The sequence below is a fragment of the Staphylococcus lugdunensis genome (assembly GCF_002901705.1).
GTDB lineage: Bacteria > Bacillota > Bacilli > Staphylococcales > Staphylococcaceae > Staphylococcus > Staphylococcus lugdunensis.
This window is the reverse complement of the sequence record NZ_PPPV01000012.1, coordinates 1-25,901: the sequence shown is the minus strand read 5'-3', so window position 1 is coordinate 25,901 and position 25,901 is coordinate 1. Positions and strand designations below refer to the sequence as shown.

Annotated in this window: 26 protein-coding genes; all 26 read right to left on the bottom strand. The window is 35.4% G+C overall.

Annotated elements, in window-relative coordinates; all coding sequences use genetic code 11:
- Positions 1–1,530 (bottom strand): polysaccharide biosynthesis protein, encoded by a 1,530-nt coding sequence (locus CD041_RS00735; RefSeq protein WP_070648381.1) that lies wholly within the window; start codon positions 1,528–1,530, stop codon positions 1–3.
- A complete protein-coding gene (gene mfd / locus CD041_RS00730) occupies positions 1,508–5,029 on the bottom strand; it encodes a transcription-repair coupling factor (RefSeq protein ID WP_070648380.1) in 3,522 nt (1,173 codons plus the stop codon). The genes CD041_RS00735 and mfd overlap by 23 nt, the downstream gene beginning before the upstream one ends.
- Positions 5,026–5,598, bottom strand: coding sequence for an aminoacyl-tRNA hydrolase (gene pth, locus CD041_RS00725; protein ID WP_002461471.1), 573 nt, complete (start codon positions 5,596–5,598; stop codon positions 5,026–5,028). The genes mfd and pth overlap by 4 nt, the downstream gene beginning before the upstream one ends.
- Positions 5,599–5,921: 323 nt before the next feature.
- The gene (locus CD041_RS00720; RefSeq protein ID WP_002461472.1) at positions 5,922–6,572 is read right to left on the bottom strand and encodes a 50S ribosomal protein L25/general stress protein Ctc; all 651 of its coding nucleotides are present in this window, start codon (positions 6,570–6,572) and stop codon (positions 5,922–5,924) included.
- Positions 6,573–6,729: 157 nt separating this feature from the next.
- Positions 6,730–7,695 (bottom strand): ribose-phosphate diphosphokinase, encoded by a 966-nt coding sequence (locus CD041_RS00715; RefSeq protein WP_070648378.1) that lies wholly within the window; start codon positions 7,693–7,695, stop codon positions 6,730–6,732.
- Positions 7,696–7,847: 152 nt separating this feature from the next.
- Positions 7,848–9,203 carry a bifunctional UDP-N-acetylglucosamine diphosphorylase/glucosamine-1-phosphate N-acetyltransferase GlmU gene (glmU, locus tag CD041_RS00710; protein WP_002479487.1) on the bottom strand — a complete coding sequence of 452 codons (1,356 nt, stop codon included), beginning with the start codon at positions 9,201–9,203 and terminating at the stop codon, positions 7,848–7,850.
- Between the two features lie 207 nt (positions 9,204–9,410).
- The gene (spoVG, locus tag CD041_RS00705) at positions 9,411–9,716 is read right to left on the bottom strand and encodes a septation regulator SpoVG (protein WP_002461476.1); all 306 of its coding nucleotides are present in this window, start codon (positions 9,714–9,716) and stop codon (positions 9,411–9,413) included.
- Between the two features lie 71 nt (positions 9,717–9,787).
- On the bottom strand, positions 9,788–10,165 hold the full coding sequence (locus CD041_RS00700) for a RidA family protein (protein ID WP_002461477.1): 378 nt from the start codon (positions 10,163–10,165) through the stop codon (positions 9,788–9,790).
- Between the two features lie 16 nt (positions 10,166–10,181).
- The gene (gene purR, locus CD041_RS00695) at positions 10,182–11,006 is read right to left on the bottom strand and encodes a pur operon repressor (protein ID WP_002479485.1); all 825 of its coding nucleotides are present in this window, start codon (positions 11,004–11,006) and stop codon (positions 10,182–10,184) included.
- 13 nt (positions 11,007–11,019) lie between these two features.
- A complete protein-coding gene (gene ispE, locus CD041_RS00690) occupies positions 11,020–11,868 on the bottom strand; it encodes a 4-(cytidine 5'-diphospho)-2-C-methyl-D-erythritol kinase (RefSeq protein WP_062078481.1) in 849 nt (282 codons plus the stop codon).
- A gap of 246 nt (positions 11,869–12,114) precedes the next feature.
- Positions 12,115–12,378, bottom strand: coding sequence for a biofilm formation stimulator Veg (gene veg, locus CD041_RS00685; RefSeq protein WP_002461480.1), 264 nt, complete (start codon positions 12,376–12,378; stop codon positions 12,115–12,117).
- Between the two features lie 99 nt (positions 12,379–12,477).
- The gene (gene rsmA, locus CD041_RS00680; protein WP_172452329.1) at positions 12,478–13,371 is read right to left on the bottom strand and encodes a 16S rRNA (adenine(1518)-N(6)/adenine(1519)-N(6))-dimethyltransferase RsmA; all 894 of its coding nucleotides are present in this window, start codon (positions 13,369–13,371) and stop codon (positions 12,478–12,480) included.
- Complete coding sequence (rnmV, locus tag CD041_RS00675; RefSeq protein WP_002491856.1) at positions 13,368–13,919, bottom strand: ribonuclease M5; 552 nt, start codon at positions 13,917–13,919, stop codon at positions 13,368–13,370. The genes rsmA and rnmV overlap by 4 nt, the downstream gene beginning before the upstream one ends.
- Positions 13,920–14,058: 139 nt before the next feature.
- Complete coding sequence (locus CD041_RS00670) at positions 14,059–14,829, bottom strand: TatD family hydrolase (protein ID WP_002491870.1); 771 nt, start codon at positions 14,827–14,829, stop codon at positions 14,059–14,061.
- A gap of 25 nt (positions 14,830–14,854) precedes the next feature.
- Complete coding sequence (gene metG, locus CD041_RS00665) at positions 14,855–16,828, bottom strand: methionine--tRNA ligase (RefSeq protein ID WP_002479482.1); 1,974 nt, start codon at positions 16,826–16,828, stop codon at positions 14,855–14,857.
- Between the two features lie 228 nt (positions 16,829–17,056).
- Entirely contained in the window at positions 17,057–17,902 is an 846-nt protein-coding gene (gene rsmI / locus CD041_RS00660; protein WP_070481598.1) for a 16S rRNA (cytidine(1402)-2'-O)-methyltransferase, read from the bottom strand.
- A gap of 1 nt (position 17,903) precedes the next feature.
- Positions 17,904–18,152 carry a GIY-YIG nuclease family protein gene (locus tag CD041_RS00655; protein ID WP_002479480.1) on the bottom strand — a complete coding sequence of 83 codons (249 nt, stop codon included), beginning with the start codon at positions 18,150–18,152 and terminating at the stop codon, positions 17,904–17,906.
- The gene (locus CD041_RS00650) at positions 18,145–18,870 is read right to left on the bottom strand and encodes a tRNA1(Val) (adenine(37)-N6)-methyltransferase (RefSeq protein WP_070648376.1); all 726 of its coding nucleotides are present in this window, start codon (positions 18,868–18,870) and stop codon (positions 18,145–18,147) included. Before CD041_RS00650 ends, CD041_RS00655 begins: the two co-directional genes overlap by 8 nt.
- A 92-nt stretch (positions 18,871–18,962) precedes the next feature.
- Entirely contained in the window at positions 18,963–19,310 is a 348-nt protein-coding gene (gene yabA / locus CD041_RS00645; protein ID WP_002461488.1) for a DNA replication initiation control protein YabA, read from the bottom strand.
- 16 nt (positions 19,311–19,326) lie between these two features.
- Positions 19,327–20,130 (bottom strand): PSP1 domain-containing protein, encoded by an 804-nt coding sequence (locus CD041_RS00640; RefSeq protein WP_002461489.1) that lies wholly within the window; start codon positions 20,128–20,130, stop codon positions 19,327–19,329.
- Positions 20,131–21,057 carry a DNA polymerase III subunit gene (locus tag CD041_RS00635; protein WP_002461490.1) on the bottom strand — a complete coding sequence of 309 codons (927 nt, stop codon included), beginning with the start codon at positions 21,055–21,057 and terminating at the stop codon, positions 20,131–20,133. It abuts the gene before it with no gap.
- Between the two features lie 296 nt (positions 21,058–21,353).
- Positions 21,354–21,683, bottom strand: coding sequence for a cyclic di-AMP receptor DarA (darA, locus tag CD041_RS00630; protein WP_062078473.1), 330 nt, complete (start codon positions 21,681–21,683; stop codon positions 21,354–21,356).
- 27 nt (positions 21,684–21,710) lie between these two features.
- Positions 21,711–22,328, bottom strand: coding sequence for a dTMP kinase (gene tmk / locus CD041_RS00625; protein ID WP_002461493.1), 618 nt, complete (start codon positions 22,326–22,328; stop codon positions 21,711–21,713).
- A gap of 3 nt (positions 22,329–22,331) precedes the next feature.
- Entirely contained in the window at positions 22,332–23,675 is a 1,344-nt protein-coding gene (locus tag CD041_RS00620) for an Orn/Lys/Arg family decarboxylase (RefSeq protein ID WP_062078471.1), read from the bottom strand.
- A 25-nt stretch (positions 23,676–23,700) separates the two neighbouring features.
- Entirely contained in the window at positions 23,701–24,228 is a 528-nt protein-coding gene (locus CD041_RS00615; protein ID WP_002461496.1) for a GNAT family N-acetyltransferase, read from the bottom strand.
- 544 nt (positions 24,229–24,772) lie between these two features.
- A partial coding sequence (locus CD041_RS00605) for an LPXTG cell wall anchor domain-containing protein (protein WP_142380823.1) occupies positions 24,773–25,901 on the bottom strand: 1,129 nt, incomplete at its 5' end.

The following is a 25,901-nucleotide window of genomic DNA, read 5'->3' as shown; positions in this document are numbered from 1 at the left end:
TTATCGTCGACTCCTTGTTTTAAAATGATATAATTTATCTCCATAAGGTAAGTGTTTTAGTTCTCTATAGCTTAACATACGCCATTCAGCTATAAGCCAGGTAAATATCCCAACTCCTGCAAATGCCGCAATTAGAAGTTCAAGTAATCCACCAATGCGTCCCGTTGTAGGAATAAGCCACATCACAGCTTGCACGACAAGACTCATAACTAACATGCTTGCCAATAATTTAATAAAGAATCGACCCATTCCTTGCATTTTATAACGTGTCGTTACACGCTGATGGCAAATCAAACCTGTCACACTTAAAGACAAGACGGTACTCACACTGGCACCTAAAATTCCTAATTGATAAATCAACATAATATTTAACAGCCCTTTAACGATTAAACCAATACCAACACTAATCATCACCGTTGCAACCTCATTAAACACTTGTAATAAAGCAATATACATCATAATTAATGATACCAATATTACCGTTACCATATAAACACTTAGCGTTATGACTAAACTGTTGGTTTTAAAAAAAACTTGATTCATCAATGGTAATAAATTAACTAATCCTACTGCGGCAGCACTACTAATTAATATAGTAATTTTCAGAGAGGCATTCGCATAACGATTCATTAAATTCCATTGTTGTTCTTGCAACTCATGTGTTAATAACGGAATCAACACAAAACTAAAAGTTGTTGTGACAATTAAGCCCATTTGAATAAATGATGCGCCACGATCATAGATGCCTTTTTGCTTAATCGCTTCATGAAATGATAAATGGTTTGATTTTAACATGTGTACTACTGTAAAACTGTCGATGAACTGCCATAAAATAACTAATAGTTGACTTATAGCGAACACCATAACTGCTAACAATAGTCGGCGCCAAGGTATGGTCGTCGTATCTAGCTGACGCATATATTTAAACGGCCGATGATAGATTAAATAAAGACTTGAACCTAGAAAACCAACCGATGAACCTAAAATTGCAAGCATGCCAGCTTGATAAATCGTTCTTCCATAAAGTATAAATAATCCTATCGCTACAAAGATAACTGTAACTCGAATTATCTGCTCTATTACCTGGGAAATTGCTGGAATAGTCATTAATTGTTGACTTTGATAATGACCTCTTAATACGCCTAAAACCCCAACAAATAAGAAACTTAAACTTGCTGCTCTAATCATTATTTCTAGATGAACATCTCCCATCATCCATGCCATTGGATGCGCTAACAGAAATAATAATGCAGTAATAAAAATAGCTACTATCTGCAAATATCGAAGCACCATTGAATATCTTTGCGCCGTACCATGTCCACCTAAAGTTTGCGTTACTGCACTAGGAATTGCATTCATTGATAATATCATGCCTAACGCAACAATAGGATATATTTGCTGATAGGCATACAATCCTTCATCACCCAATACATTTTGATACGGTACACGATAAAGTGCACTTAATACTTTGACAACAATGAGCGCACCAGTCAGTACCACTACACCACTAAATGCGGATTTCGTCTTCATCTTTAATAACTCTACTTTCTTCTAGACATTTCACTAAAAATTTTAAATTCTCAAGCCATTGTGTTGATTTTTTCAAAGTAACTTTCATCACCCCGTCTTGAACACCTACTTTCATAGCTCGACCAAGCGGTTGTGTTTGTTTAAACAATGCTTCACCATCGATGTCTTTCGTTCCTTGCACCGATAATGTAATATCCACTGTTTTTCCTTGATCTTTTATCAAGGTTACCCCAGCACGTAATGCATGTATCTTAATTTGTACACTATCAAGTAAACGTTCAACTTCTATCGGATAATCATTAAAACGATCCATCAATTCATCTCTAATATCGTCAAGTTGTGCCTCATTTTCAACTTTTCTTAACTTTTTATATATCTCAATTTTAGCCTGTTCGTTTTGAATATATTCTGCTGGCAGATAGGCATCTAAATTTAATACCATCTCTACTTCAGGTGTATCTGGCGTTTCTTCAGTTATACCGCGTTTTTCATTTACTGCTTCTTCTAACATTTGTGAATATAGATCAAATCCAACTGAATCGATAAAGCCATGTTGCTGTTTACCTAATAAGTTACCCGCACCACGAATATTTAAATCGCGCATCGCAATCTTGAAACCAGATCCTAGCTCTGTAAATTCCTTAATCGCTTGCAAACGATCTTCAGCTGTTTCGGTTAATACTTTATTTGTCGGATGTAAGAAATAAGCATAACCGATACGACTCGAACGTCCAACACGTCCTCTTAATTGATACAATTGACTTAAACCAAATCGATCCGCTTCTTCAATAATCAATGTATTGGCATTTGGTACATCCACACCTGTCTCTATAATCGTAGTTGTTACTAATATATCGTAGTCTCCATTGATAAAACTTAGCATAGTTTCTTCTAAATCCCGTTCAGTCATTTGTCCATGTGCTACAGCAATACTTGCTTCAGGCATGAGCATTTGTAGTTGTTCACGCTTTTCATATATCGACTGAACTTTATTGTATAAATAGAACACCTGACCATCTCTAGATAGTTCGCGCTCTAATGCTTCTTTAATAAAATTCGTATTTTGTTCTAGCACATACGTTTGAACTGGGAAGCGATTTTCTGGTGGCGTTTCAATTACTGACAAATCACGCACACCAAGCATACTCATATGCAGCGTTCTTGGTATAGGTGTTGCTGTTAATGTTAAGACATCAACATTCGTTTTCAATGTCTTAATACGTTCTTTATGGCGAACACCAAATCGTTGCTCTTCATCTACAATAAGCAACCCTAAATCCTTATATCGAATATCTTTGCTTAGTAGCTTGTGTGTCCCTACAACGATATCAACATAACCAGACTTCAACCCTTCTTTCGTCTTTCTAACCTCTTTCGCCGTTCTAAAACGACTGACAAGTTGAATTTCAACCGGGAAATCTTGCATTCGCTCAATCAATGTTTCGTAATGTTGTTGAGCAAGAATCGTCGTTGGAACTAAAAATGCAACCTGTTTACCTTCCATTACTGCTTTAAAAGCTGCACGAATCGCTACTTCAGTCTTACCATAGCCAACATCACCACATAACAGACGATCCATTGGTTTTTGTAGTTCCATATCTGCTTTAATTTCTTCAATCGATTTTGCTTGATCAGGTGTTAACTCATATGGAAAGTCTAATTCAAAAGCTTGTTGCTCAGCTGTATCTTCTCCAAATTGGTAACCTACTGACATTTCTCGTTCTTTATATAAAGCAATCAATTCTTCAGCAATATCTTCAACGCTTTGTTGTACCTTGGCTTTGGTTTTCTTCCATTCAGAGCCACCAAGTTTATTTAATTTAGGCGATTTGTCTTCTGAAGCAACATATTTTTGGACTTGATCCATTTGGTCAACTGGAACAAATAATTGATCTGTACCTTTATATTGTAATTTTATATAGTCGCGATGAACATCCCTAACTTCAAGTGTTTCTACACCTAAATAGCGGCCTACCCCGTGATGTACATGAACTACATAGTCACCTACTTTTAAATCTTGATATGATTTTATCTTTTCAGCATTTGATATTGTCTTAGAACGTTTGCGCTGTTTCTTCTGTTTTGTTTTAAACAATTCTCGTTCAGTAATTACCACGAGTTGCATATAAGGTAGTTCAAAACCTTCAGATAAACTTCCTTCCGTCACAATAGCTTGTCCACTGGCAATACCGCTGTGAATATTTTTAACGGTAGGAATATGCATTTCGTTTAGCATTGCCTGAATACGTTCCACCTTTGTTTCTGTTTCTACCAAGACTACAATCGTATAGTCATTTTGTACGTAGCGTTGAAACTCAGAACGCATAATATCATATTGTCCATAAAACTGTTGCACTGGCTTACAAGAAAACTTGATAATATCAGCTAATTTAACAGTCATTGAGGATGTAAACAGTGTGAAGTATGCCACTGGAAAATGAGTTAATAAATGTTCAAAACCGTCATATTGCATAAAAGTTTGCCCAATAAAACCATTACCACTTTCTATTAAATTATGAATAAAGTCCTCGACTTCAGTGGTCAACGTTTCTTCTGTTTCTTTGATACGATTATATTCATCAACTACGACAATGGCATCTTGTTGAAAATAATCAATCAAAGTAGCAGGCGTTTCATACATAAATGCAACTAAACGTCGTAATAATTGGTGGTCGACGGCTGTCGTGTCTATAAGATTGAAACTTTCATAGGTTTCTTTCAAGTCATTCCTTACCGATGTTTCAATTTTTGGACGTGTGTCTTCATATGCAGCTTTTAAATTGCTTTGTAAATGCTTAATGACATCATCAGTGATGACATAGTCACTTGCAGAAGTGATTGAGACACCATCTAAATTATTATTGGAACGTTGGGTTTCAATATCAAAATCTCGAATTGAGTCGACTTCCGTATCAAACAACTCGATTCTTACCGGTTCGCCAATCAACGGATAGATGTCGATAATACCACCACGCACTGAGAATTCACCGATATGGGAAACAACAGATTCACGGCGATACCCCATGTTCACAAGTTGCTGTAGTAAATGTGCCACATCAATATCTTGACCAATATGTAAATGGATTTGATGTGCTTGCCATATGTCTATAGGTGTTTGCCATTTTTTCAAACCATTTAATGGCACGATAAATAACCCTTTCTCATTTTGTGCTAACGCAGTAAGTGTGCGTACGCGTTCGCTCATAAGTTGAGGGCTTTGGGTTGAAAATTCTTCTGTCATAATATCTTGTACAGGATATTTGTATACTTCTGCCGAATCAATATACTGCAATAAATCTGTTTCTAATTTATCTGCTTGGTAGAGATTATTTGTTATAAGGAGCATTTGCTTATGGTCAGTAAGATATTTTTCCGCGATAATTGTAGCTTTAGCCGATGGAGATAATCCAGTGACTAAAATATTTTCTTGTCCAAATACCTGATCTAATTCTTGGAAACGTTTATCTTGTTGGATGTATTCTGCTATCACTGATTTCAATTGACGTCACCATTAAAGTTATTCATGACATGGTCAAAGCGTGACGTATCGATAAATGCTTCTACTGCTTGAGCTGCATGTTCAACTACATGATCCATTGTCATCATTTCTTCTTTTGAAAATTTTTGTAATACATAATCAGGTACTGACATGCCATTAGTCGGTCTACCAACACCGATGCGAATACGCTTAAATTGCTCCGTGCCTAAATGTTGAATAATCGATTTCATACCATTATGACCACCTGCACTACCCTTTTGTCTTAATCTGACTTGACCTTGGTTAAGATCTAAATCATCATAAAGCACGATAAGTTCATCTATTGCTACATTGTAATAATCCATTAAAGGCCCAACTGCTTGCCCCGATAAATTCATCATTGTCATTGGTTCGATAAACATGACTTTATCATTACCAATACGCTCAATGGTATATGCACCTTTGAATTTTTGTTTATCTAAATTAAAATTGTATTTATCTAAAAGATAATCTACCACTTCAAAACCAATATTGTGTCTTGTATGTTCGAATCGTTTGCCTATATTTCCAAGACCAACAATACATTTCATATGTTGAAACCTCCATGCCAAATTGTAAATTAATGTACCATACATGATGCATTTATTTAGATTGACTCACTCATGTATGTTTTTCTAATTCTATTATTATATGGTTATCATTATTAAAATAAGTTGATTCTTTACTTTTTAAAGATACACACTATTTTATATCATTCATCATCATAACACAAAAAAGCACTAAACTTATGTTGATAAGTTTAGTGCTCATATAAGACGATGATTCGTCGCTTTTATACATCACAATTAACTTGGCTCACTATAAGCTATTAATTGTAAATCGTACAATTAGCTAAACAATAATGTTATAAGCTTTATTCTTCAGCTTCTTCGTCTTCTTTAGATTCTCCTACAACTTCTGGTTCTGGCGTAGCAGCATCGCCTTCCATAGCTTCCACTTCTTCTTCAGTTGGTTCTTCAGTTGGTGGAACTACTGTTACGATTGAAGTTTCTGGTTCATCTTCAATAGTGTAGTCACCTGTTACTTTAACATCTGCTACTGTGTAGCTGTCGTTAATTTGTAAGTCAGTAACGTCTACTTCAATTGCTTCTGGGATATTTTCTGGTGTAGCTGTAACTTGTAAGTAGAATAATGGTTGTTCAACAACGCCACCTTCTTTAGCACCCACTGCTTCACCAACTAAGTGTACAGGCACTTCTACTGTACGTTCTTCAGTCATGTTAATAGCTAAGAAGTCAATATGTGTAATTTGGTTTTTTAACGGATCAAATTGGTAATCTGACACCATAACTTTAATTGATTTAGAGCCAACGCCTAAATCGATAACCCCGTTACGACCAACTTCACGGATAACTTTGATGAATTCAACTTCATCAACTTTAACAGAAGTATTTTTTGTACTATAACCGTAAACAACTGCAGGAACTTTACCTAAACTTCTAATCTTTTTAAGTTCTGAACGAGTTTGTTTACCTTGACGGATGATTGACTTTAATGAAGCCATTCTGATTTCCACCTTTCGAATTTTGCTCTCTTACAGAGCACTCCTCATTTGCCCATCAATGCGAACATTGCTTGCAAATGTTTATTTCATTCGTATAATCACGAACGAATGTATTATACACGCTTATGAATTTGAAGTCAAATTGCTGTGACTAGGCTTAATCAAACAAGACGCTTACTGATTCTCGTTCATATACACGGACAATAGCTTGTGCTAATAGTCCAGCAACAGATAATTGCTTCGTATTTGCTGGTTTGCGATTTTCATCTAATAAGATTGAATTTGTCACAATAAGTTCTTTAATCGCTGAATTTTCGATACGTTCTTTAGCCGGACCAGACAGTACTGGGTGTGTACAACATGCATATACTTCTTTCGCACCTTTATCTTTTAACGCTTGTGCAGCTAAAGTTATCGTTCCAGCTGTATCAATAATATCATCGATAATAATTGCGGTGCGCCCTTCAATATCTCCAACGATATTCATAACTTCTGCAACATTAGGTTTAGGGCGACGTTTATCGATAATTGCAATTGGAGTTTTTAAAATGTCAGCAAGTTTGCGCGCACGCGTTACACCACCATGATCTGGTGAAACAACGACACACTCTTCTGGATTTATGTTTGGATCATTTTGGAAATGTTGACCAATAATAGGAACACCCATCAAATGATCAATCGGAATGTCAAAGAAGCCTTGAATTTGTGGCGCATGTAAGTCTAAAGCGATCATGCGATTTGCACCAGCTGTTTCAATTAAATTAGCTACTAATTTTGCTGTAATAGGTTCACGGCTACGTGCTTTTCTGTCTTGACGTGCGTATCCATAATAAGGTGCCACAATATTAATATTCGCTGCTGACGCACGTTTGCATGCATCAATCATAATGAGCAATTCCATTAAATGTAAGTTGACTGGATATGATGTTGGTTGAATAATAAAGACGTCACATCCTCGGATGCTTTCTTCAATATTAATTTGAATTTCGCCATCACTAAAACGTTTTACAGAGCACTTCCCTAATTCAATCCCTACACGATCAGCTACTTCTTGTGCCAAAGGTTCATTTCCTTTAAGAGAAAAGATCTTTAAAGATGAATTCTTGTATTCATTATTTAACATTTATAGTCCTCCAATTATTTTCTATGCATACATATTATATATAAAAAACGCGTCTTTTACTATGACTCAATCAAATTCATACTAAAATTTATTAATTTCGACAATTCGGAATAACGATTACAGTTCGTAAAGTATATTCTAGATTGTTAGTATTATTTTTTTACATATCCTTCTTTAGTGATTTGACGTGCTCTTGCAAGCGCTAAGCTATCATTAGGAATATCATCTGTGATTGTTGATCCTGCAGCAATGAGCGAGCCATCACCAACAGTAACTGGTGCAATAAGATTAGTATTACATCCAATAAAGGCATCCCTTCCAATCACTGTACGGAATTTATTTATGCCATCATAATTCACAGTGATAGAGCCACAACCAATATTTGTACGTTCTCCGACTTCAGCATCACCAATATAGCTCAAGTGAGATACTTTTGCACCATCTTTCAGCTCAGCTTTCTTAACTTCAACAAAGTTACCTACCTTGACATCTTTGCCCAGGTTAGAACCAGGACGTAATTGTGCAAATGGCCCTACTTTCGTATACGCGCCCACTTTAGAATCATTAATCACCGATTGCTTGATTTCGACATGTGCAGCAATCTTACTATTATGAATTTCAGAATATTGACCTACATGTACATTTTCTCCAATCGTTGTTGTCCCAGTAATTCTTACACCAGGTTCAATAACCGTATCCATACCAATTTCAACGTCTGGTGCAATATATGTTTGAGTTGGATCAATCAAAGTTACGCCATTTCGCATATGATAGTCATTTACACGCTGTTGTAACGCCTTTTCAGCTTGACTAAGCATCACACGGTCATTGACACCTATAATTTCATCAAAATCATCTGTATGATAGACTTCGGCAATACCATGATTATGTAAAATCAAGGCAACTGCATCTGGTAGATAATATTCTCCCTGTGCATTGTCATTTCGCACCTGATTTAGCGTTTCAAAGAGCACTTGATTATCAAAAGCAAAAATACCCGAACTGATTTCACTTATCGTTTTTTCGGCCGCCGATGCATCTTTTTCTTCAACTATACGTTCCAGCTGTTGTTGCTCATTACGAATAATACGTCCATATCCAAATGGGTTAATCGCCGTTGCAGATAATACTGTGACATGGGCCTTATTTCGCTCATGGTGTTCGATTAATGCTTGTAACGTTTCAGCAGTTATCAGTGGCGTATCTCCGCATACAACTAGTGTCGTTCCTTCTTTACTGCTTAAGTGGTCTTGAGCCGTTTTCACGGCATGTGCCGTACCTAGTTGTTCAGCTTGAAAACTATACAATGATTGATGTCCTAATGTTTCTTTGACCTCATCTGCACCATGGCCTACTACAGTTACAACTTGATCTACACCTGATGCTTTAACATTCGTTAATACATGCTCAATCATCGGCTTCCCAGCAACCTCATGTAGTACTTTATACCTTTTCGACTTCATTCTTGTACCTTTACCAGCTGCTAATATAATCGCATATCTCTGCATGAATGCTAACCCTCCAATAAAAATTACACTTCGTCATTATTATAATTTAATTATTACGCCACTTTCAAGATTTATAAGATGTTGTTAAAGAAACGTAAATGGCTTATCATCTTGTTAATAATAATGTTAATGTGCTTGTATTTTAAAAGAACAGGTCCAACATCCGCATTATGTTGAACCTGTTCTAAAGTTTATATCAATTATATATTAATCATTGTCTTCTGATTGTTCTGATGAGGCATTTTTATCTGGAACTACTTCATCAGTTTCATCATATACTTTCATCACAGCATCCTGAATCTCCTGTCTCATATCAGAATTAATCGGATGTGCAATATCACGGAATTCACCATCTGGTGTACGTTTACTTGGCATTGCGACGAACAGACCAGAATTTCCTTCAATTACGCGTAAGTCATGAATAACGAATGCCTTATCTAAAGTAATTGAAACAAGTGCTTTCATTCTACCGTCTGTTTCTATTTTTCTAAGTCTTACATCTGTCACTTTCATGCAGTGAGCCCCCCTAGTATATATCTCTCTTTGTGGTTTTTAGAAGCTTTACAATTCAACATTGAAAATTATCATTCCTTAGTTTTGGCTATTAGTTCAATTTCAACTTTAACATCTTTAGGTAAACGTGAAACTTCAACACAGCTACGCGCAGGTTGATGTTCACTAAAATAATCTGCGTATACTTCATTGATTTGTTGAAATTCATTCATATCAGCAATGAAAATTGTTGATTTAATGACAGAATTAAAGTCTGCACCTGCTTCATTGAGCACAACTTTTAAATTTTCTAGTACTTGTTTAGTTTGTTCTTGCACATCCTCACTTACCAATTGACCATTAGAATTCAATGGTAGCTGTCCAGATGTAAATACCAAACCATTCACAGCCGTTGCGTGTGAATAAGGCCCTATAGCTTCAGGTGCGCTATTAGCGTTAATCGTTTTCATGATGTAATTACTCCTTTTAAGAAAATTTAGACAAAATATTACCTTGCTCAACGTTAAACTCTTGATTATATTCATCAACATCAGATAATCTGACCAAGGAAGTATAATCTTCAATCAATCGTTGTTTAACTTCTTTTGATTCTACAAGTACTGATACCCCTTTTACATGTGCTTTAAACTCATTCATGAGATTCATCACACCATTAATTGAGCCACCAGCTCTCATAAAGTCATCGACAACCAACACATTAGAATTTTCTTCTAATGTACGTTTCGATAGCACCATTGTTTCTATTTTTCTTGATGAACCTGAAACGTAGTTAATGGATACTGTTGAGCCTTCAGTCACTTTGTTATCCTTGCGAATGACTACTACAGGTAAATTTAATACGTTTGCTACCGCGTTGGCAAGTGAAATCCCTTTTGTCGCTATTGTCACAACTGCATCAAGTTGCTCATCCATGTATATTGTTGCAATTAATTTACCAACTCTATTCAATAATGTAGGGTTCCCTACTAAGTCTGATAAGAATAAATATCCGCCTGGCAATAAACGATTTTTCTCATCCAATAAACGAATCACGTCATCGATAACTTCTGCCGCTTCTTCTTTACTCATCATTGGTTTATAGGTCACACCACCACTTGCTCCTGCCGTCGTAATGACTGTGCCTAGTCTTTCTTTTAAAAAGGTATTCTTAATAATTTGTACATCTTCGCTAATTGATGATTTTGCTTGTTTAAATTTTTTAACGAAAAATGTTAAAGGTATTAATTCATTGGGGTGGTTCATTAGATATTGTGTCATAAACACAATACGCTCACTTCGTTTATAACGCATTGTCTCAACCTTCCTATCCTAGTAATCTTACTAAATAAACTTCATTACAACAGCCGTTTACTGCATTATATATTTTCTTAGCTTGACTTTCTTTTTGTGCTAATGCATAAACAGTTGGTCCACTACCACTCATTAAAGCGCCATCTGCACCACATTGAAGCATGTTATTTTTAATCTTTTTTATTTCTGGGTGCATAGCCATAGAGACTAATTCCAAGCGATTAGAAAGACTGTGGCATAACTTTTGATAGTCACCATGTTTAATCGCTACCTTGCACGCTTCTGTGTGAACGGCATGCGCAATATTTAAATCTAAAGCTTTAAAAACGTCTGGCGATGAAATACCTAAATCTGGTTTAGCTAAAACTACCCATGTCGCTGGCGGTTTGTTTAAAAATTCAATCTTCTCACCTAAGCCAGTACATAAAGCGGTTTGATTATAAATACAAAACGGTACATCTGTGCCAATTTGAATACCCAATTGAGCTAAATCATGCAATGTTAAACCCAAGTCGAACAGGCGATTCATACCTCTCATCGTTGCAGCAGCATCTGCTGAACCTCCAGCTAAACCAGCTGATACCGGAATGTCTTTATCAATCGCTATCGTTACACCTTGCTGAATCCCATAAGTATGTGTCATTAATTCGGCAGCTCTATAAGCTAAATTTTTACTATCATTAGGCACATAGTTGTGCTCAATGTCGACAATAATCTTATTATCCGTACGTTTTTTAAATGATAGTCTATCATTTAAATCAACCGTCGTCATAATCATTGCAATTTCATGATAGCCGTCATCTCTTTTGAAAAGGGTGTCGAGCGTAAAATTTATCTTGGCAGGAGCCGTTTCATATATCATTTTTCCGCCCCTCTCTTCAATATATTAATAAGATGATTTTAACATAAAGGAGCCAAATATTTGATTAAAACTATACATATTTCTCTAAAAACTTAATAAACATTGTCTTTTGAAAAATAATATACGGAATTTTACATATAAAAAAGCGCTATGCTTTTTGCATTAACGCTTATATCTTCTTATTCAATTTAATCTTGCGTTGACCTCTCGCTCAAATTGAATAATAATTATTTACTTATATCTTTATTAGTGTGCAACTGCTTCTTGATGATTATCCTCTTCAAATGAAACTTGTACATTCTCTGTTAGCACATCCGTGTATGTATAAGATACTCTTTCAAAGTTATGCTTATCTTGGTCTAATTCAACAATGAAAACTGATGGATAAGTCTCTTTTAATACCCCACAACGTTCAATTGTTTTTTTACGACCACCGTTGGCTTTAAGTACAATACGATTTCCTAAATGACAATCAATAGAATTTTTGATGTCCAAAATTGATTTTGGCATATTGCTCCACCTCGCTACAAGGTATATCTTACCATATTCATAGCCTTTTCGTCAAATAAAATTTAAATTTTATCAATGTCCAACGCTTTTGTCAACAGTTTAATTAGCTAATTCAGGGTATTTTTTCTTTTCTTTATACAAACGTGCGAAATCTTGTATCGAAAGTGTTTCACCTCGTCGTTTAGGATCAATTTCAGCAGCGTTAAGCCAAGATAATATAGCTTCTTTATGTTTTTTGCCATCTTTAAAGTGATTTTGGTAATTGTTATTAATTGTTTTTCGACGTTGCGCAAATGCAGCTTTAGCCAATTTAAAGAATGCTGTTTCATCATCTATATCTACAAGAGGTTGTGAGCGCTGCATTAATTTTACGACAATAGAGTCTACATTGGGCGGTGGCATAAAGACACTTTTCGGTACTGTTACTACTTTGCTTGTTTCAGTATAATATTGTGTCACGATAGATAATGATCCATAAGCTTTTGTTCCTACAGTCGCATTCAACCGCTCTCCTACTTCTTTTTGCATCATAACGACATATCCATCAATTGGAATATCTTGCTGCATTAAATTGAGTAGAATTGGCGTAGTAATGTAGTATGGTAAATTTGCAACCACCATAATCTTTTCACAATCATTTAAATATGTGTGCACAGCTGCTGCTATATCGGCTTTCAATATATCTTCATTAATCACAGTCACATTTTCGTATGGTGCCAGCGTATAATCTAGCACCGGGATAAGACGTTGATCAATTTCAAATGCGATAACTTGTTTTGCTTTTTTAGCTAGTTGCTCTGTTAATGAACCCATTCCCGGTCCAATTTCAATAACTCCGGTACGTTCATCAATATCACTGGCATCAATAATTTTATGGATGATGTTTACATCAACTAAGAAGTTTTGTCCTAAACTCTTTTTAAAGTTAAATCCAAAGCGCGTTAACAGTTCTTTAGTTCTGGATGGTGTTGCAATATCTTTATTCTCCATTATTCATCTCGCTCCTTCTCAAGACCTAATGCCTGGCGTACATCCGCTTCTGTATAACCAAATGCATTTAATTTTTTCAATAATTGTTTACCATTTGAATGACCAATGTGAAGTTTTCTACCAATCACTTCTCGCTTTCGACGCGCATCTTTACCAATGATTAGCCCTAGCTCGAGTAATACGCTTTTATCGATTGTTTCTATTGCTTCTTCAAAAGGTGAACTTACATGCATTAGTGCGGCTCTAATATCTTCTGGTTTTGCATGCTCAACACCAATTTTCCCACGCTTATTTTTAGCTTTTTCTCTATCTATATAAGCGTGTTTTACTCCAGATACATGCTCTGTAATCGTATGGCGAATTTTATCACCTGGGAAATCAGGATCTGTTAGTACTATAACACCTCTAGTTTCTTGTGCATGTCGAATTACATCTAATGTATCTCTATTGATGGCACTGCCATTTGTTTCAATTGTATCGCATTCTACTGCTAACTTTACGCGCTCCGTATCATCGCGTCCCTCTACAACTATAAACTCATTTATTCTCACTATGATTTAACCCTTCTTTATTTTTACTGTTCATTAGTTATTTTAAAGCAAACCACATCGAATTCACATTAATTTTATATTTATAATAATTAAAAGGAGCAAGACAAGATGGACTGTCTTACCCCAATGTAAAGAAATATTACTTTAAGTTAAATAAACGTTCCGCATTTTCTGTAGTTTGACGACATACATCTTCATATGTCATCCCTCTTAATTCTGCAATTTGTTGCGCCACTAGGGTAACACGTTCTGGCTCGTTACGCTTACCTCTATAAGGATGTGGCGATAAATAAGGCGCATCTGTTTCAACTAACAAACGTTCCATTGGCACATGTTTCGCAACTTCTTTAGGTTGTTTCGCATTTTTAAAAGTAACAGGACCCCCTAGTGAAATATAAAAATTCAATTTATTAATGACCACATCTGCAATTTCAGGAGAACCACTAAAACTATGCATAATACCACCTACTTCTTCAGCATGTTCTTCAAGTAGAATATCCACACAATCTTGTGTTGCTTCCCGATTATGAATGACGATTGGCAACTTAACACGTTTAGCTAATGCAATTTGCTTTCTAAAAACTTCTTTTTGAACATCCGCTGGAGATTTATCCCAATGATAGTCTAATCCCATTTCACCAATACCGATAACTTTAGGATGCTCAGCAAGCGTTTCAATCCAACTTAAGCGCGCTTCAGTAAAATCAATCGCATCAACCGGATGCCATCCTATAATGGCATATAAAAAGTCATATTGTTCGATTAATTCCATCGCACGTTCAATGGTAGCCGTATCAAAACCAACGACAAACATACGGTCTACACCTGCCTGTTGCGCGCGTGAAATCACTTCGCTTAAATCTTCATCATATTGTTCATCATTCAAATGCACATGTGTATCGATTAACATCATATCTCTCCTACAGCTTTAAATTTTACTTAATCACCGCGCCATTAGCGATGGCGTTAGGTAAACTTACTAATGTTAAAACATCGTCCTTTTCAGCTGATAAAATCATACCTTCTGATCTTTGGCCCATTAATTTTGCTGGTTTCAAATTCGTAACGACAGCTACTTTCTTACCAATTATGTCTTCTGGTTTATAAAATTTAGCGATGCCTGAAACAATTTGGCGTTGTTCAGTTCCCAAATCAACTTGAATTTTTAACAATTTATCTGATTTTTTCACATTTTCAGCATCCGTAATCGTTGCTGCTTTAATTTCTACTTTATCGAAATCTTTAATATTAATTTGCGCTTTACTAGGTGCCTCGTGTTCAACTTTTTCAGATTTAGGTGGTTGCATAGACGCTTTGATATATGCAATTTCAGCTTCTGTATCTAGTCTCGGGAAAATTGGTGATGGCTTTTCAGTAACCATAACAGGTTGTTTTAGTGCACCGTAACGTTCAAGGCTTGCCAATTCAAACAACTCTGGACTATTAATATTTAATTGTTTAAAGACTTCTCTAGGTGCATGCGTTAAGAACGGACGCAATAACACTGTTGCAAAACGAATATTTTCAACCAAGTGTGCCATTACATTGGCTAACATATCCTTTTGACTATCGTCTTTAGCTAATACCCATGGCGTTGTTTCGTCAATATATTTATTGGTACGACTTATCAATTTCCAAACAGTAGCTAACGCAACTGAAAATTGGAAGCTTTCCATGTTATCATTAAAGTCTTTTACTGTTTCAAGTGCAAGTGCTTCCATTGCATCATCCAACTCATGTTTTGGACCCGTATAAGCTGGAAGTTCGCCTTGAAAATATTTATTAATCATCGAAATAGTTCGATTAACTAAATTGCCTAAGTCATTTGCTAAATCATAGTTTGTACGTTCAACAAATGCTTCTGGTGTGAAGACACCGTCTGAACCAAATGGCAACTCACGCATTAAGTAATAACGCGTCGCATCTAAACCGTAACGATCGATGAGCACATTAGGATCTACAACATTCCCTTTCGATTTACTCATTTTACCGTCTTTCATTAAAATCCAACCGTGCGCAAACACTTTTTTAGGTAATGGTAAATCTAATGCCATAAGTAAAATTGGCCAAATAATAGAGTGGAAACGTACAATTTCTTTTGCCATTAAATGCACGTCTGCAGGCCAATATTTTTGGAAAAGTGCATCATCATCTGATAAATAGCCTAGTGAAGATATATAGTTCACAAGTGCATCAATCCATACATAAACAACATGTTTAGGGTTAGATGGCACTCGAACACCCCAATCAAAAGACGTACGTGATACAGCTAAATCTTCCAAACCTGGTTTGATAAAATTATTAATCATTTCATTTTTTCGAGATGGTGGTTGAATAAAATCCGGATTTTGATCGTAAAATTCTAATAAACGATCCGTATACTTGCTAATATTAAAGAAATAGCTTTCTTCTTTTACAAGTTCAACTTCGTGTCCTGAATCCGGACTTTTTCCGCCAACGATTTTGCCATTTTCATATATAGGATCAACAAGTTGTGATTCTGTATAGTAAGTTTCATCAGGAACAGAATACCAACCTTCATATTCACCTAGATAAATATCGCCTTGTTTAAGTAAACGTTCAAAGACTTTCTCAACCACTTGTTTATGGCGTTGTTCTGTTGTTCTAATAAAGTCATCATTTGAAATTTCAAGTTTGCTCCATAAACTTTTAATTCCTGCAATCATATCATCTAAATATTCTAATTCTGTTTTACCAGCTTTTTGTGCTTTTTCTTGAATTTTTTGTCCATGTTCATCTGTACCTGTTAAATAACGTACATCATATCCTTGCATGCGTTTATATCTGGCAATTACGTCACCTGCTACCGTTGAATACGCATGTCCAATATGTAAATTCCCACTTGGATAATAAATTGGGGTTGTAATATAAAATGTCTCTTTCGCCATCACTGGGTCCTCCTATTCTCTTACACTATCAATGTTATCTAACATTATTTTCCTTTTCAATGAAGTCGCACATGGATATGTCCAGCTTCAGAATGTTAACTGTCTTATATCAGTATATAGATATACCTATAAATTCTATAGCTTTATTATACATTATCTAAAAACAGTAACGTGATATCTTTTCTACATTACCATAAAATCAGCAATTCATGGGTATTTCAATATAATTTATTCTGCGTTAAGTTGATGATAGATATCGTAAACATCACTTGTCTTCATATTTCGATCTTCTGCCACCATTTTAATTGCTTTTTTAGGCTTAACCTGTTGTTTTTTAATATAGTGTGTAACATGTTCTTGAATCGTCATCTCTTCATACCATTGCTTATCTTTCAAAGCCTTTGCACCTTCAATTAACATTACAAATTCCCCTTTTTGAGGGATTTTGCCTTGTTCAACCATCGCTATCATTGAATCAATATCAAGTGTGACGATTTCTTCAAACTTTTTAGTAAGCTCTCTACCAATGGTCACCCGTCGCTTTGCATCGATACTTTGAATCGCCTTTAGTGTTTGTATCACTCGATAAGGTGACTCATAAATAATTATTGTTGCTTCTTGGTACATACGTTCTTGTAATATGGAAATTTTATCTTTTTCTTTGCGTGGCAAAAAACCTATAAATGTATAGATGTAAGATGGCAGTCCACTTGCCATCAAAGCAGTTAAACCAGCATTAGCACCAGGAATAGGCACAACATTAAGCTGCTGTTCTCTTGCTTCCACTACGAGTTCATAACCTGGATCACTGATTAATGGTAATCCTGCGTCTGATACTAAGGCGATATCTAAACCATTTTGTAATTGCTCTATTAAATAGTTCGTTTGTTGTTCTTTATTATGCTCATGATAAGATTTTAATGGGGTATCAATCGCATAGTGCGAACATAATTTACGAGTCACTCTAGTATCTTCACAGGCTATTAAGTCAACATCTTTAAGAACTTGAACGGCGCGATATGTAATATCTCCTAAATTGCCAATAGGTGTCCCGACTAAATATAAAGTCCCCATATTATCTCTCCTTAAATAATGCTAATTTTTGCTTTCTTGATAATTGCTTAATTTCATATTCTCTTTTTAATGCTTCTGATTTCGTATCGTACATTTCTTGATAAACTAAGACTACTGGGCGTCTTGCCTTTGTATATTTGGCCCCTTTTCCTAGATTGTGCTGTTTAATTCGCGCTTCTACATCTCTGGCATAACCCGTATACAAACTATGATCTTTACACTGCACAATATATACAAAATGTTTATCCATAATAAACCTCTTTCATCTCATCCGAGTAACTACCGTCTTCATTATAAATATAAAACGGTGCACATAGTTCTAACCCATGCTTTCCACTTTTTCGACCTTCCACAACAATCGTTTGGGCTGTTTTGCCTTTTTTACTATAAATTAAATGTAAGCGTTTCGGTTCAATGTTTACTTGTCTCATTTCAGTTAAGACATCCATAAGCCTTTCTGCTCGATGTACCATCATTAATCGCCCGCCCTGCTTAAGTAGATGTTGCGCAGCCTTCATGCAATCACTGAGTGTACACATAATCTCATGACGTGCGATTTTATGTGCTTCTTTTTGGTGTTGATGCTGTTGATTTATTTTAAAATAAGGTGGGTTACATGTCACAAGAGAATATTGTGAGGGTTTGAAATATTGCGTCGTTTCTTTTAAATCCATATGAAACAACGTTAATCGATTTTCTAGATGGTTATATTTAAAGCTTCGACGCGCCATATCGACTAACTGTATTTGTATTTCCATCGCATCTATTTGTTGTGTACCTTTCGCAGATAATAGTAGCGGTATGACACCATTTCCAGAACACAAATCCATAATTGTATCTTTTTTTCTTACTTCAGTAAAATAGCCTAATAATAAAGCATCAGTTGAAAATGAAAACACGTCGTCGTTTTGTATTACTTTCAAATTTTCTTTAATAAGACAATCTATACGTTCATGTGCTTTTAACATTATGTCGCTCCTAAAAAAAGGGTGTTACAATAACAGCAGTCCTAAGCGTCTGTTGTTTGTATATACACCCTGTCATTTATATCGCTGAGTCATTAGTCATTAAGTACTGCCATACAAAGCAAGCAATCTTCGCCTTGTCGATGTTTTCCAAATAATTCACCTTTACATATATGAAACCCTTCAGCATATAACATTGCTAAGTTATCCTTACTGGGTAATGGTTTTTTGACTTGTTTGGCTTCCTTTGTCTTAGGCTGACTATTTTGTGAAAGCTCATCTTTGTCCATCAAGCGCTTTAAATTATCGTTTTCAATATGTAATGCAACGTTCTCTTCAACTAAAGCTACAGCCATTTCTTTTATCTCATTCATATCTTGCGTTATCGCATTAACGTTTGCTTCCAGACTCACAAGCCGCTCAAATAATTCATTTCGCTCCAAAAGTCATGAAACCTCCTTAATTAAACGCTTCAATTTCTTCCATTTTGTATTCCAGTGGTTGCTCTAATCCATCAATTTTAACCTGCATAGAAATATCTAAAATATTAAGTGCTACTACGCGTCCTTGTCCATCAGGTGTCGAAATTTTCTCTCCCACATCTGGCAATTGTGCTCGTACTTCTTCATATAAATCATTTTCATATTTCAAACAGCACATAAGTCGGCCACATGCACCCGAAATTTTAGTCGGATTTAAAGATAAATTTTGATCTTTCGCCATCTTAATCGATACAGGCTCAAAATCTCCTAAAAACGTAGAACAACATAGTGAACGGCCACATGGTCCAATGCCACCCAAAAGCTTAGCTTCGTCACGCACACCAATTTGCCGTAATTCTATACGTGTTTTTAATTGTTGCGCTAATAATTTTACCAACTTCCGAAAGTCGATACGATCATCTGCCGTAAAATTAAAGATGATTTTAGACTTGTCCAACGTATATTCACAGTTAACAAGACGCATATCTAGTTCTAACTGTTTAATGAAATCGTGACACAAAGTTAGTGCTGCTTTAGCATCTTGTGCATTTTGTTTATATATTTCAATATCCTTAGGTGTAGCCTTACGTATGACTTCTTTAAGGGGCAGTGTTACATCGCCATCAGCAACATGACAAGGTGGACATTTAACAAGTCCTAATTCCAGGCCACGTTTTGATTCTACAATCACCCAGTCGTCTTCTTTGATAGTTAATTCTTGAGGCGCATAATATTCTAACTTCCCAGCTTGTTGAAACTGTACACCTACTATCTTTGGCATTTATCTCACACCCTTAATTACAATTTGTTCAAATACTAATGTTGGATTTACATTTTGCATTAATTTCTTATGCGCTTCTGTTAATTGGTCATATATTCTTATCATTTGTTGTAATGTTAATGCTTCAGCATATCGCTCAATTTCATTGCTTAAATCTTGAAATGTATAGTGTTTACCAGCTTTTAATTTAGCATGCATAATATCCTCAAAAAAACCATTTACTGCAGCCAATGTTAACAACTGCAACTTGCGGTTTTTGGCGTTCTTTAACAACTCGATAATTCCAATTAATGCCATCGGTTTGTTTTCAATGAGCAATTCACACCAATGCACAATCACTTTGCGTAATGCTGTTAAATCATTTTCTTCGTTCAATGTTAATGCAGCTTCAAGTTGAGTTGTGTAGGTGCTCAACATTTCAGCAACAGGACGCGATACAGAGACTTCTGTCAATTGTTCTACAAAATGCGCTTTGTTCATTGGCTTAAAGTAAACATGCTGGCATCTCGAATGAATAGTATCTAATATTTGTTCTGGCTTTGTAGAGATTAAAATAGCTATTGTATTTTTCGGAGGTTCTTCTAAAAATTTTAAAATACTATTTTCCCCTTGAACCGTCAGTTTTTCAAAACTTTCTATAATATATACTTTATACGCTCCCTCAATTGGAAGCTGATTCATACGATGCACGAGTTGCTCAACTTGTTCCTTTTTAATGCTTGATTCATCAGAAGCTACATACATAAAATCTGGATGATTAAATCCTGCTACCTTCAACTCACACTGCTGATTATTTTGGCACAAAATTAACTTAGCAAAATCCATAGCAACTTGTTTCATAGACTCCGCATCATCACCTTCAAACAAATATGCATGCGACAACTTATTAGAACCAAAAGCATTCAAAAGACGTTCAAATTCATCCATGATCTAAACTCCTCATATATAAAAAAGGCAGAGACACAAAACGTATACACCTCGGAAAGCCAACAAAGCAATCCAGAAGTAGGATTTGCGCGGAGCCCCAGCACAGAGAAATGTATATAACATTTCTACAAGCAAGCTCTAACTGAATACTGCCGCTATTCACAAAAATTTAAAGAAACACGTTTAACGTTGCTTTTTCATCAGTGCTACTTTATGTTCTGCTTAAATCCTAAACACTTTTGTCCCGACCTCTAAATTTCAAACATTATTTTCATTCATCGTCGTTATTTCGATATTTAAAATCTATGGAAGGCATCGATTGGCATCACAAATACAGTAGCGCCACCGACTTCCACTTCTACAGGATACGGTATGTAAGAGTCTGCACTACCGCCCATAGGTGTCATTGGAGAAACTAATTGTTCTCTATTACCACATGTGTTATCAATCACAGTTAAGATATCGTCAACTCGATTATCATCAACACCACATAAAAATGTCGTATTTCCCGCTCTTAGAAAACCACCAGTTGTTGCTAATTTTGTGGCTCTAAAGTCATGCTTTACGAGTTGGTCTGAAAGTTCTTGACTATCTTGATCTTGGATGATTGCTATAATCATTTTCATTTTATAACACCTCTTCTTGTCATTATATCATAATTTTTTCAAAAAATTTATGATAATTTGGTACGTCTCTTCAATAACATTAGCTATATTTTGGCTGGCATCCACTTTGCGAAATCGCTTGTCCCCGTTCTCCATAATTTGTCGATATCCTTCAATTACTAAATTATGAAATTTCAAATCTTCTTTGTCTAAACGATTTTGTTCGCGTTGATTATTCATAATACGTTGTCTGCCTATCTCAGCTGAAATATCAAGATATATCGTTAAATCTGGATACAAGCCATTAATTGCAAAGTCATTGAGTTTTCTCACTTCCTCTATACCTATACCCCGTGCATATCCCTGATAAGCCAAAGAACTATCAATATAGCGATCACATAATACAATTTTATGCTGTTTTAATGCTGGAATGACCTTTTCAACAAGATGTTCTCTTCTAGAAGCAGCAAATAACATTGCTTCTGTGCGTATATCCATGTGATTACCATCAAGAACAACTTTTCTTATTTCTTCTCCAGTAGGTACGCCACCTGGTTCACGCGTTGAAATTACATCAAAGTCTTGTGCGAGCTTTTCTGCAACAGCTTGAATCACCGTGGTCTTCCCTGAGCCTTCTGGTCCTTCAAAAGTAATAAATGCTGTCATATTTTATTCATCCTTAACCAAAATTTTTTTATTGTTAATCCCTTCCACTCTGACACCAGAATCAATATAATGCGCTATTAATTTTAACATATTTTGAGTGATTCTTTCGCCCGTAAAGAAAAGTGGTATACCTGGTGGATAAGGCGTTATATGTTGTGCTAATATCATACCTTGCGCGTTATCTAACCCAACCCATGTAACATGGGTAATATCCATTGTCTCGTAACTACCAGCGGCACAAGGTAAACGAGTGTAACTTGATTGCTGATTATGATTTATCAAATCCTCAACAGGCTGCATACGTATACGTTCAATAAGTTCATCAAATGGATATTTATCTTGTTCGTGCCATAAAGGTAAAATAAGCAATACTTGATAATCATCTGCAAGTTCCACGAAAACAGACATTTTTTCAAACCAATCTTGAATTTGATATCCTAACATATGCTTATGCTGTACTGTTAGCTTTAGCGGATCAGCCATTTGTATCATTATAAATCCTTTATCTTGCATCATTTCGATAAACTGTTGTCGTCTTTTAAAAAACAATCTACTATCATACTGTTGATAAAATTGGTTTGCCTGTTCCAGGCTAGCCATAACAAGATATGAGGGACTAGATGTCTGAAAATAACTCAAATATTGAATAACTTTATCACGTTGCGGCGCTTGTTTGTGAATAAACAATATTGATCCCATTGTTAACGCAGGTAACGTTTTATGATATGACTGTACGACATAATCCGCTTTCATGTTTAACGCTGAAGTAGGAAAGCCGTCTAAATCAAAATGTGCCCCGTGTGCTTCATCAACTAAGACAGGTATATTAGCTGCATGCAATTTTGAAATACAGGAATTAATATCAAAACATTCTCCATAATAATTTGGGTATGTAACTACGGCTAATTTATATTGTTCAGAATCAAAATCTCTTGTTTGAGGACCGTAATAATGATGGGTTTGAAGACTTTCCTGCATAGGTAAAATATCTGCACTTTGATGTGTTAAATCAAGCCCATGAAAAACAGACTTATGTACATTTCTAGCAATTAAATAACGTCCATCCACAGCTGAAAACCCTTGTATTGTAGCTAATATACCTGACGTTGTTCCATTAACAAGTATAAAAGCATCGTAGTCTTCATGTTTTGACATATTATGTTGACTGTTAAGAATAATATCTTCTGGATGATGCAAATCATCTAAACCTGTGATTTCAGTCATATCAAATTTAAAATCTAGTTCATGTAACGTCCCAATTGTCATATTTTTATGACCAGGAACATGCATAGATATAGCCTTTTCATTTATAAGTTGGCTTAATTTATAATTAATTGGCAATGCCATGTGTAACACTCTTTTCAATTAAATATTAACGAATATGTGATAAATTGTCGGGATTGCTATAAGACCACTGATTTTTTAATAAACCCATAACATAACAATCTCGATATTCTCCATTAGTATAAAAATGTTCTTTTAATGTGCCTTCAATATTAAAGTTATGTGTTTCATAAATATGAACAGCCTTTTCATTATTAACATCAACATATAGATATACTTTATGCATATTCAAGACTAAAAATGCATAGTCTATGGCCATTTTAAAAGCTTGTTTAGCAAAACCGTGTCCACTATAATCAGGATCAACAATAATTTGGACTTCACAGTTTCGATGTACAAAATCTATCTCAACTAATTCAACAATACCAATAGCATGGTCATCTTGTTCTATAATAAATCGTCTTTCATCTTCATCTAAAATATGCTTATTATAAAGATGTTGCAATTCACTCAGTGATTGATAAGGTTCTTCAAACCAATATGACATAATCGAATATTCATTATTGAGCTGATGTACGAATTCTAAATCGGTTTCCTCTAATGCACGAATAATCATTTTTATGCACTCCTTTATTCAAATTTTATGGAAAATTCAAATGAAAGTAAAATGATATTAATAGCAAATTGATTATATACTAAAACCCTCGCATACGTAGTTGTACACAAAGGTTTAGTATATATGAAGATCGAGACATAAATTTCTTTTAAAAGCTTCAGCTGGCAAGTTCTATTGAAACTTAATAGAATTTGCCTGTTTCTTTATTATATTAAGCGTCATTAAGAAAAAGCACACTTCTTTTAAGTACGAAGTATTTTAGCAAGAGCTTGAAAGAACAAGACAAGCTCAGGATGGGGCCCCAACAAAGAGGCTTTCGAAAAGAAAGCCAACGGACAAAGCGAGTTGGGGTGGGGCCCCAACAGAGAGAATTTCGAGAAGAAATTCATCAAGCAAAGCAAGTTGGGGTGGCTGAAGCTATTCTCTAAAAAAGCGAGCCAGCAATACAAACTATTGAATATAACAAAGAAGCACAAAGATGATTTATTTCAAATCATCTTTGTGCGATTTTTTGGAAATTTATGTCTCGACGTGTATTGCTATATTATTTTGTGTTTTCTTTTTTTCTTTTTGTTACGAAAAATGCACCTATTGCTATTAACAATCCACCTATTAGTCCGTTTTTATTAGCTGTTTCTCCTGTTTCAGGTAACTCTGACACATGCATATCTGTATGTTCTGACTTTTCAATAGAACGTTGTTCTTTAACATTATGATATTTAACAAGTTGTTGTTTAACTTGTGGTGTATGTTTGAATTGACTTTCAGACTGCGTATTATGCTTAGTCTTTTTCAATTGTTTTGCTGGCACAGCATTCTCTACTTTTTTATAAATATATGTTGTAATACCATCTTTTTCAATCTTATGTCCTGTATATTGCCAATCTTGTCCGATAAATTGTTCTGGTGGTAACTGACCTTTTCGTGATGGAACAATTTCACGACCATTTGTATCAACATAAATTGTGATTTTCAATTCATCAATGTCTACACGCGGTGCGTCATTTGGAACTTTTGATTGAATACGTTCATAGACATATGTTGTAATGCCGTCTTTTTCTGTAACTTTTCCTGTGTATTGCCATCTATCTCCAATAATGCCTGGCGGTTGATGTTTACCTTCTGTTGTTTCTTGTATTTCGTTTCCTTCTGGGTCCACATAGCGTGTTACTTCTAATTGTACTGGCGTTTCTTGTGGTGCGTCATTTGGAACTTTTGATTGAATACGTTCATAGACATGTTTAGTAATACCATTTTCTGTCACTGTTACTCCAGAATAACGCCATTTATCTCCAATGATATAACGCGGTTGATGCGTACCTTCTTCTGTCTCTTGAACTTCATTTCCGGTAATATCCACATAACGTGTTATTTCTAATTGTACTGGCGTTTCTTGCGGTGCATCGTTCGGGATTGCTGATTGGATGCGTTCATATACATATGTTGTGATACCATCTGCCGTTGTTGTTTGACCTGTGTACTGCCATTTATCTCCAATAATGCCTGGCGGTTGGTACGTGTCTTCTTCTGTCTCTTGAACTTCATTTCCATCAGTATCCACATAGCGTGTCACTTCTAATTGCACCGGTGTTTCCTTCGGTGCTTCATTTGGTATCTCTGATTGTATACGTTCATACACATGCGTCGTAATGCCAGATTCTGTTGTTGTTTGA

Coding starts and splice junctions, on each gene's coding strand:
- rsmI (WP_070481598.1), bottom strand. CDS start 17,902: ATGGGGACTTTATATTTAGTCGGGACACCTATTGGCAATTTAGGAGAT.
- purR (WP_002479485.1), bottom strand. CDS start 11,006: ATGCGTTATAAACGAAGTGAGCGTATTGTGTTTATGACACAATATCTA.
- tmk (WP_002461493.1), bottom strand. CDS start 22,328: ATGACAGCATTTATTACTTTTGAAGGACCAGAAGGCTCAGGGAAGACC.
- CD041_RS00650 (WP_070648376.1), bottom strand. CDS start 18,870: ATGTTAAAAGCACATGAACGTATAGATTGTCTTATTAAAGAAAATTTG.
- veg (WP_002461480.1), bottom strand. CDS start 12,378: ATGCCAAAATCAATTTTGGACATCAAAAATTCTATTGATTGTCATTTA.
- CD041_RS00655 (WP_002479480.1), bottom strand. CDS start 18,152: ATGGATAAACATTTTGTATATATTGTGCAGTGTAAAGATCATAGTTTG.
- CD041_RS00715 (WP_070648378.1), bottom strand. CDS start 7,695: ATGTTAAATAATGAATACAAGAATTCATCTTTAAAGATCTTTTCTCTT.
- CD041_RS00640 (WP_002461489.1), bottom strand. CDS start 20,130: ATGCCAAAGATAGTAGGTGTACAGTTTCAACAAGCTGGGAAGTTAGAA.
- darA (WP_062078473.1), bottom strand. CDS start 21,683: ATGAAAATGATTATAGCAATCATCCAAGATCAAGATAGTCAAGAACTT.
- ispE (WP_062078481.1), bottom strand. CDS start 11,868: ATGATATATGAAACGGCTCCTGCCAAGATAAATTTTACGCTCGACACC.
- glmU (WP_002479487.1), bottom strand. CDS start 9,203: ATGCAGAGATATGCGATTATATTAGCAGCTGGTAAAGGTACAAGAATG.
- spoVG (WP_002461476.1), bottom strand. CDS start 9,716: ATGAAAGTGACAGATGTAAGACTTAGAAAAATAGAAACAGACGGTAGA.
- pth (WP_002461471.1), bottom strand. CDS start 5,598: ATGAAATGTATTGTTGGTCTTGGAAATATAGGCAAACGATTCGAACAT.
- CD041_RS00620 (WP_062078471.1), bottom strand. CDS start 23,675: ATGGCATTGCCAATTAATTATAAATTAAGCCAACTTATAAATGAAAAG.
- CD041_RS00670 (WP_002491870.1), bottom strand. CDS start 14,829: ATGTTAATCGATACACATGTGCATTTGAATGATGAACAATATGATGAA.
- CD041_RS00700 (WP_002461477.1), bottom strand. CDS start 10,165: ATGAAAACGATTAACGCTAATAGCGCACCTGAAGCTATAGGGCCTTAT.
- CD041_RS00735 (WP_070648381.1), bottom strand. CDS start 1,530: ATGAAGACGAAATCCGCATTTAGTGGTGTAGTGGTACTGACTGGTGCG.
- CD041_RS00635 (WP_002461490.1), bottom strand. CDS start 21,057: ATGGATGAATTTGAACGTCTTTTGAATGCTTTTGGTTCTAATAAGTTG.
- metG (WP_002479482.1), bottom strand. CDS start 16,828: ATGGCGAAAGAGACATTTTATATTACAACCCCAATTTATTATCCAAGT.
- CD041_RS00720 (WP_002461472.1), bottom strand. CDS start 6,572: ATGGCTTCATTAAAGTCAATCATCCGTCAAGGTAAACAAACTCGTTCA.
- CD041_RS00615 (WP_002461496.1), bottom strand. CDS start 24,228: ATGATTATTCGTGCATTAGAGGAAACCGATTTAGAATTCGTACATCAG.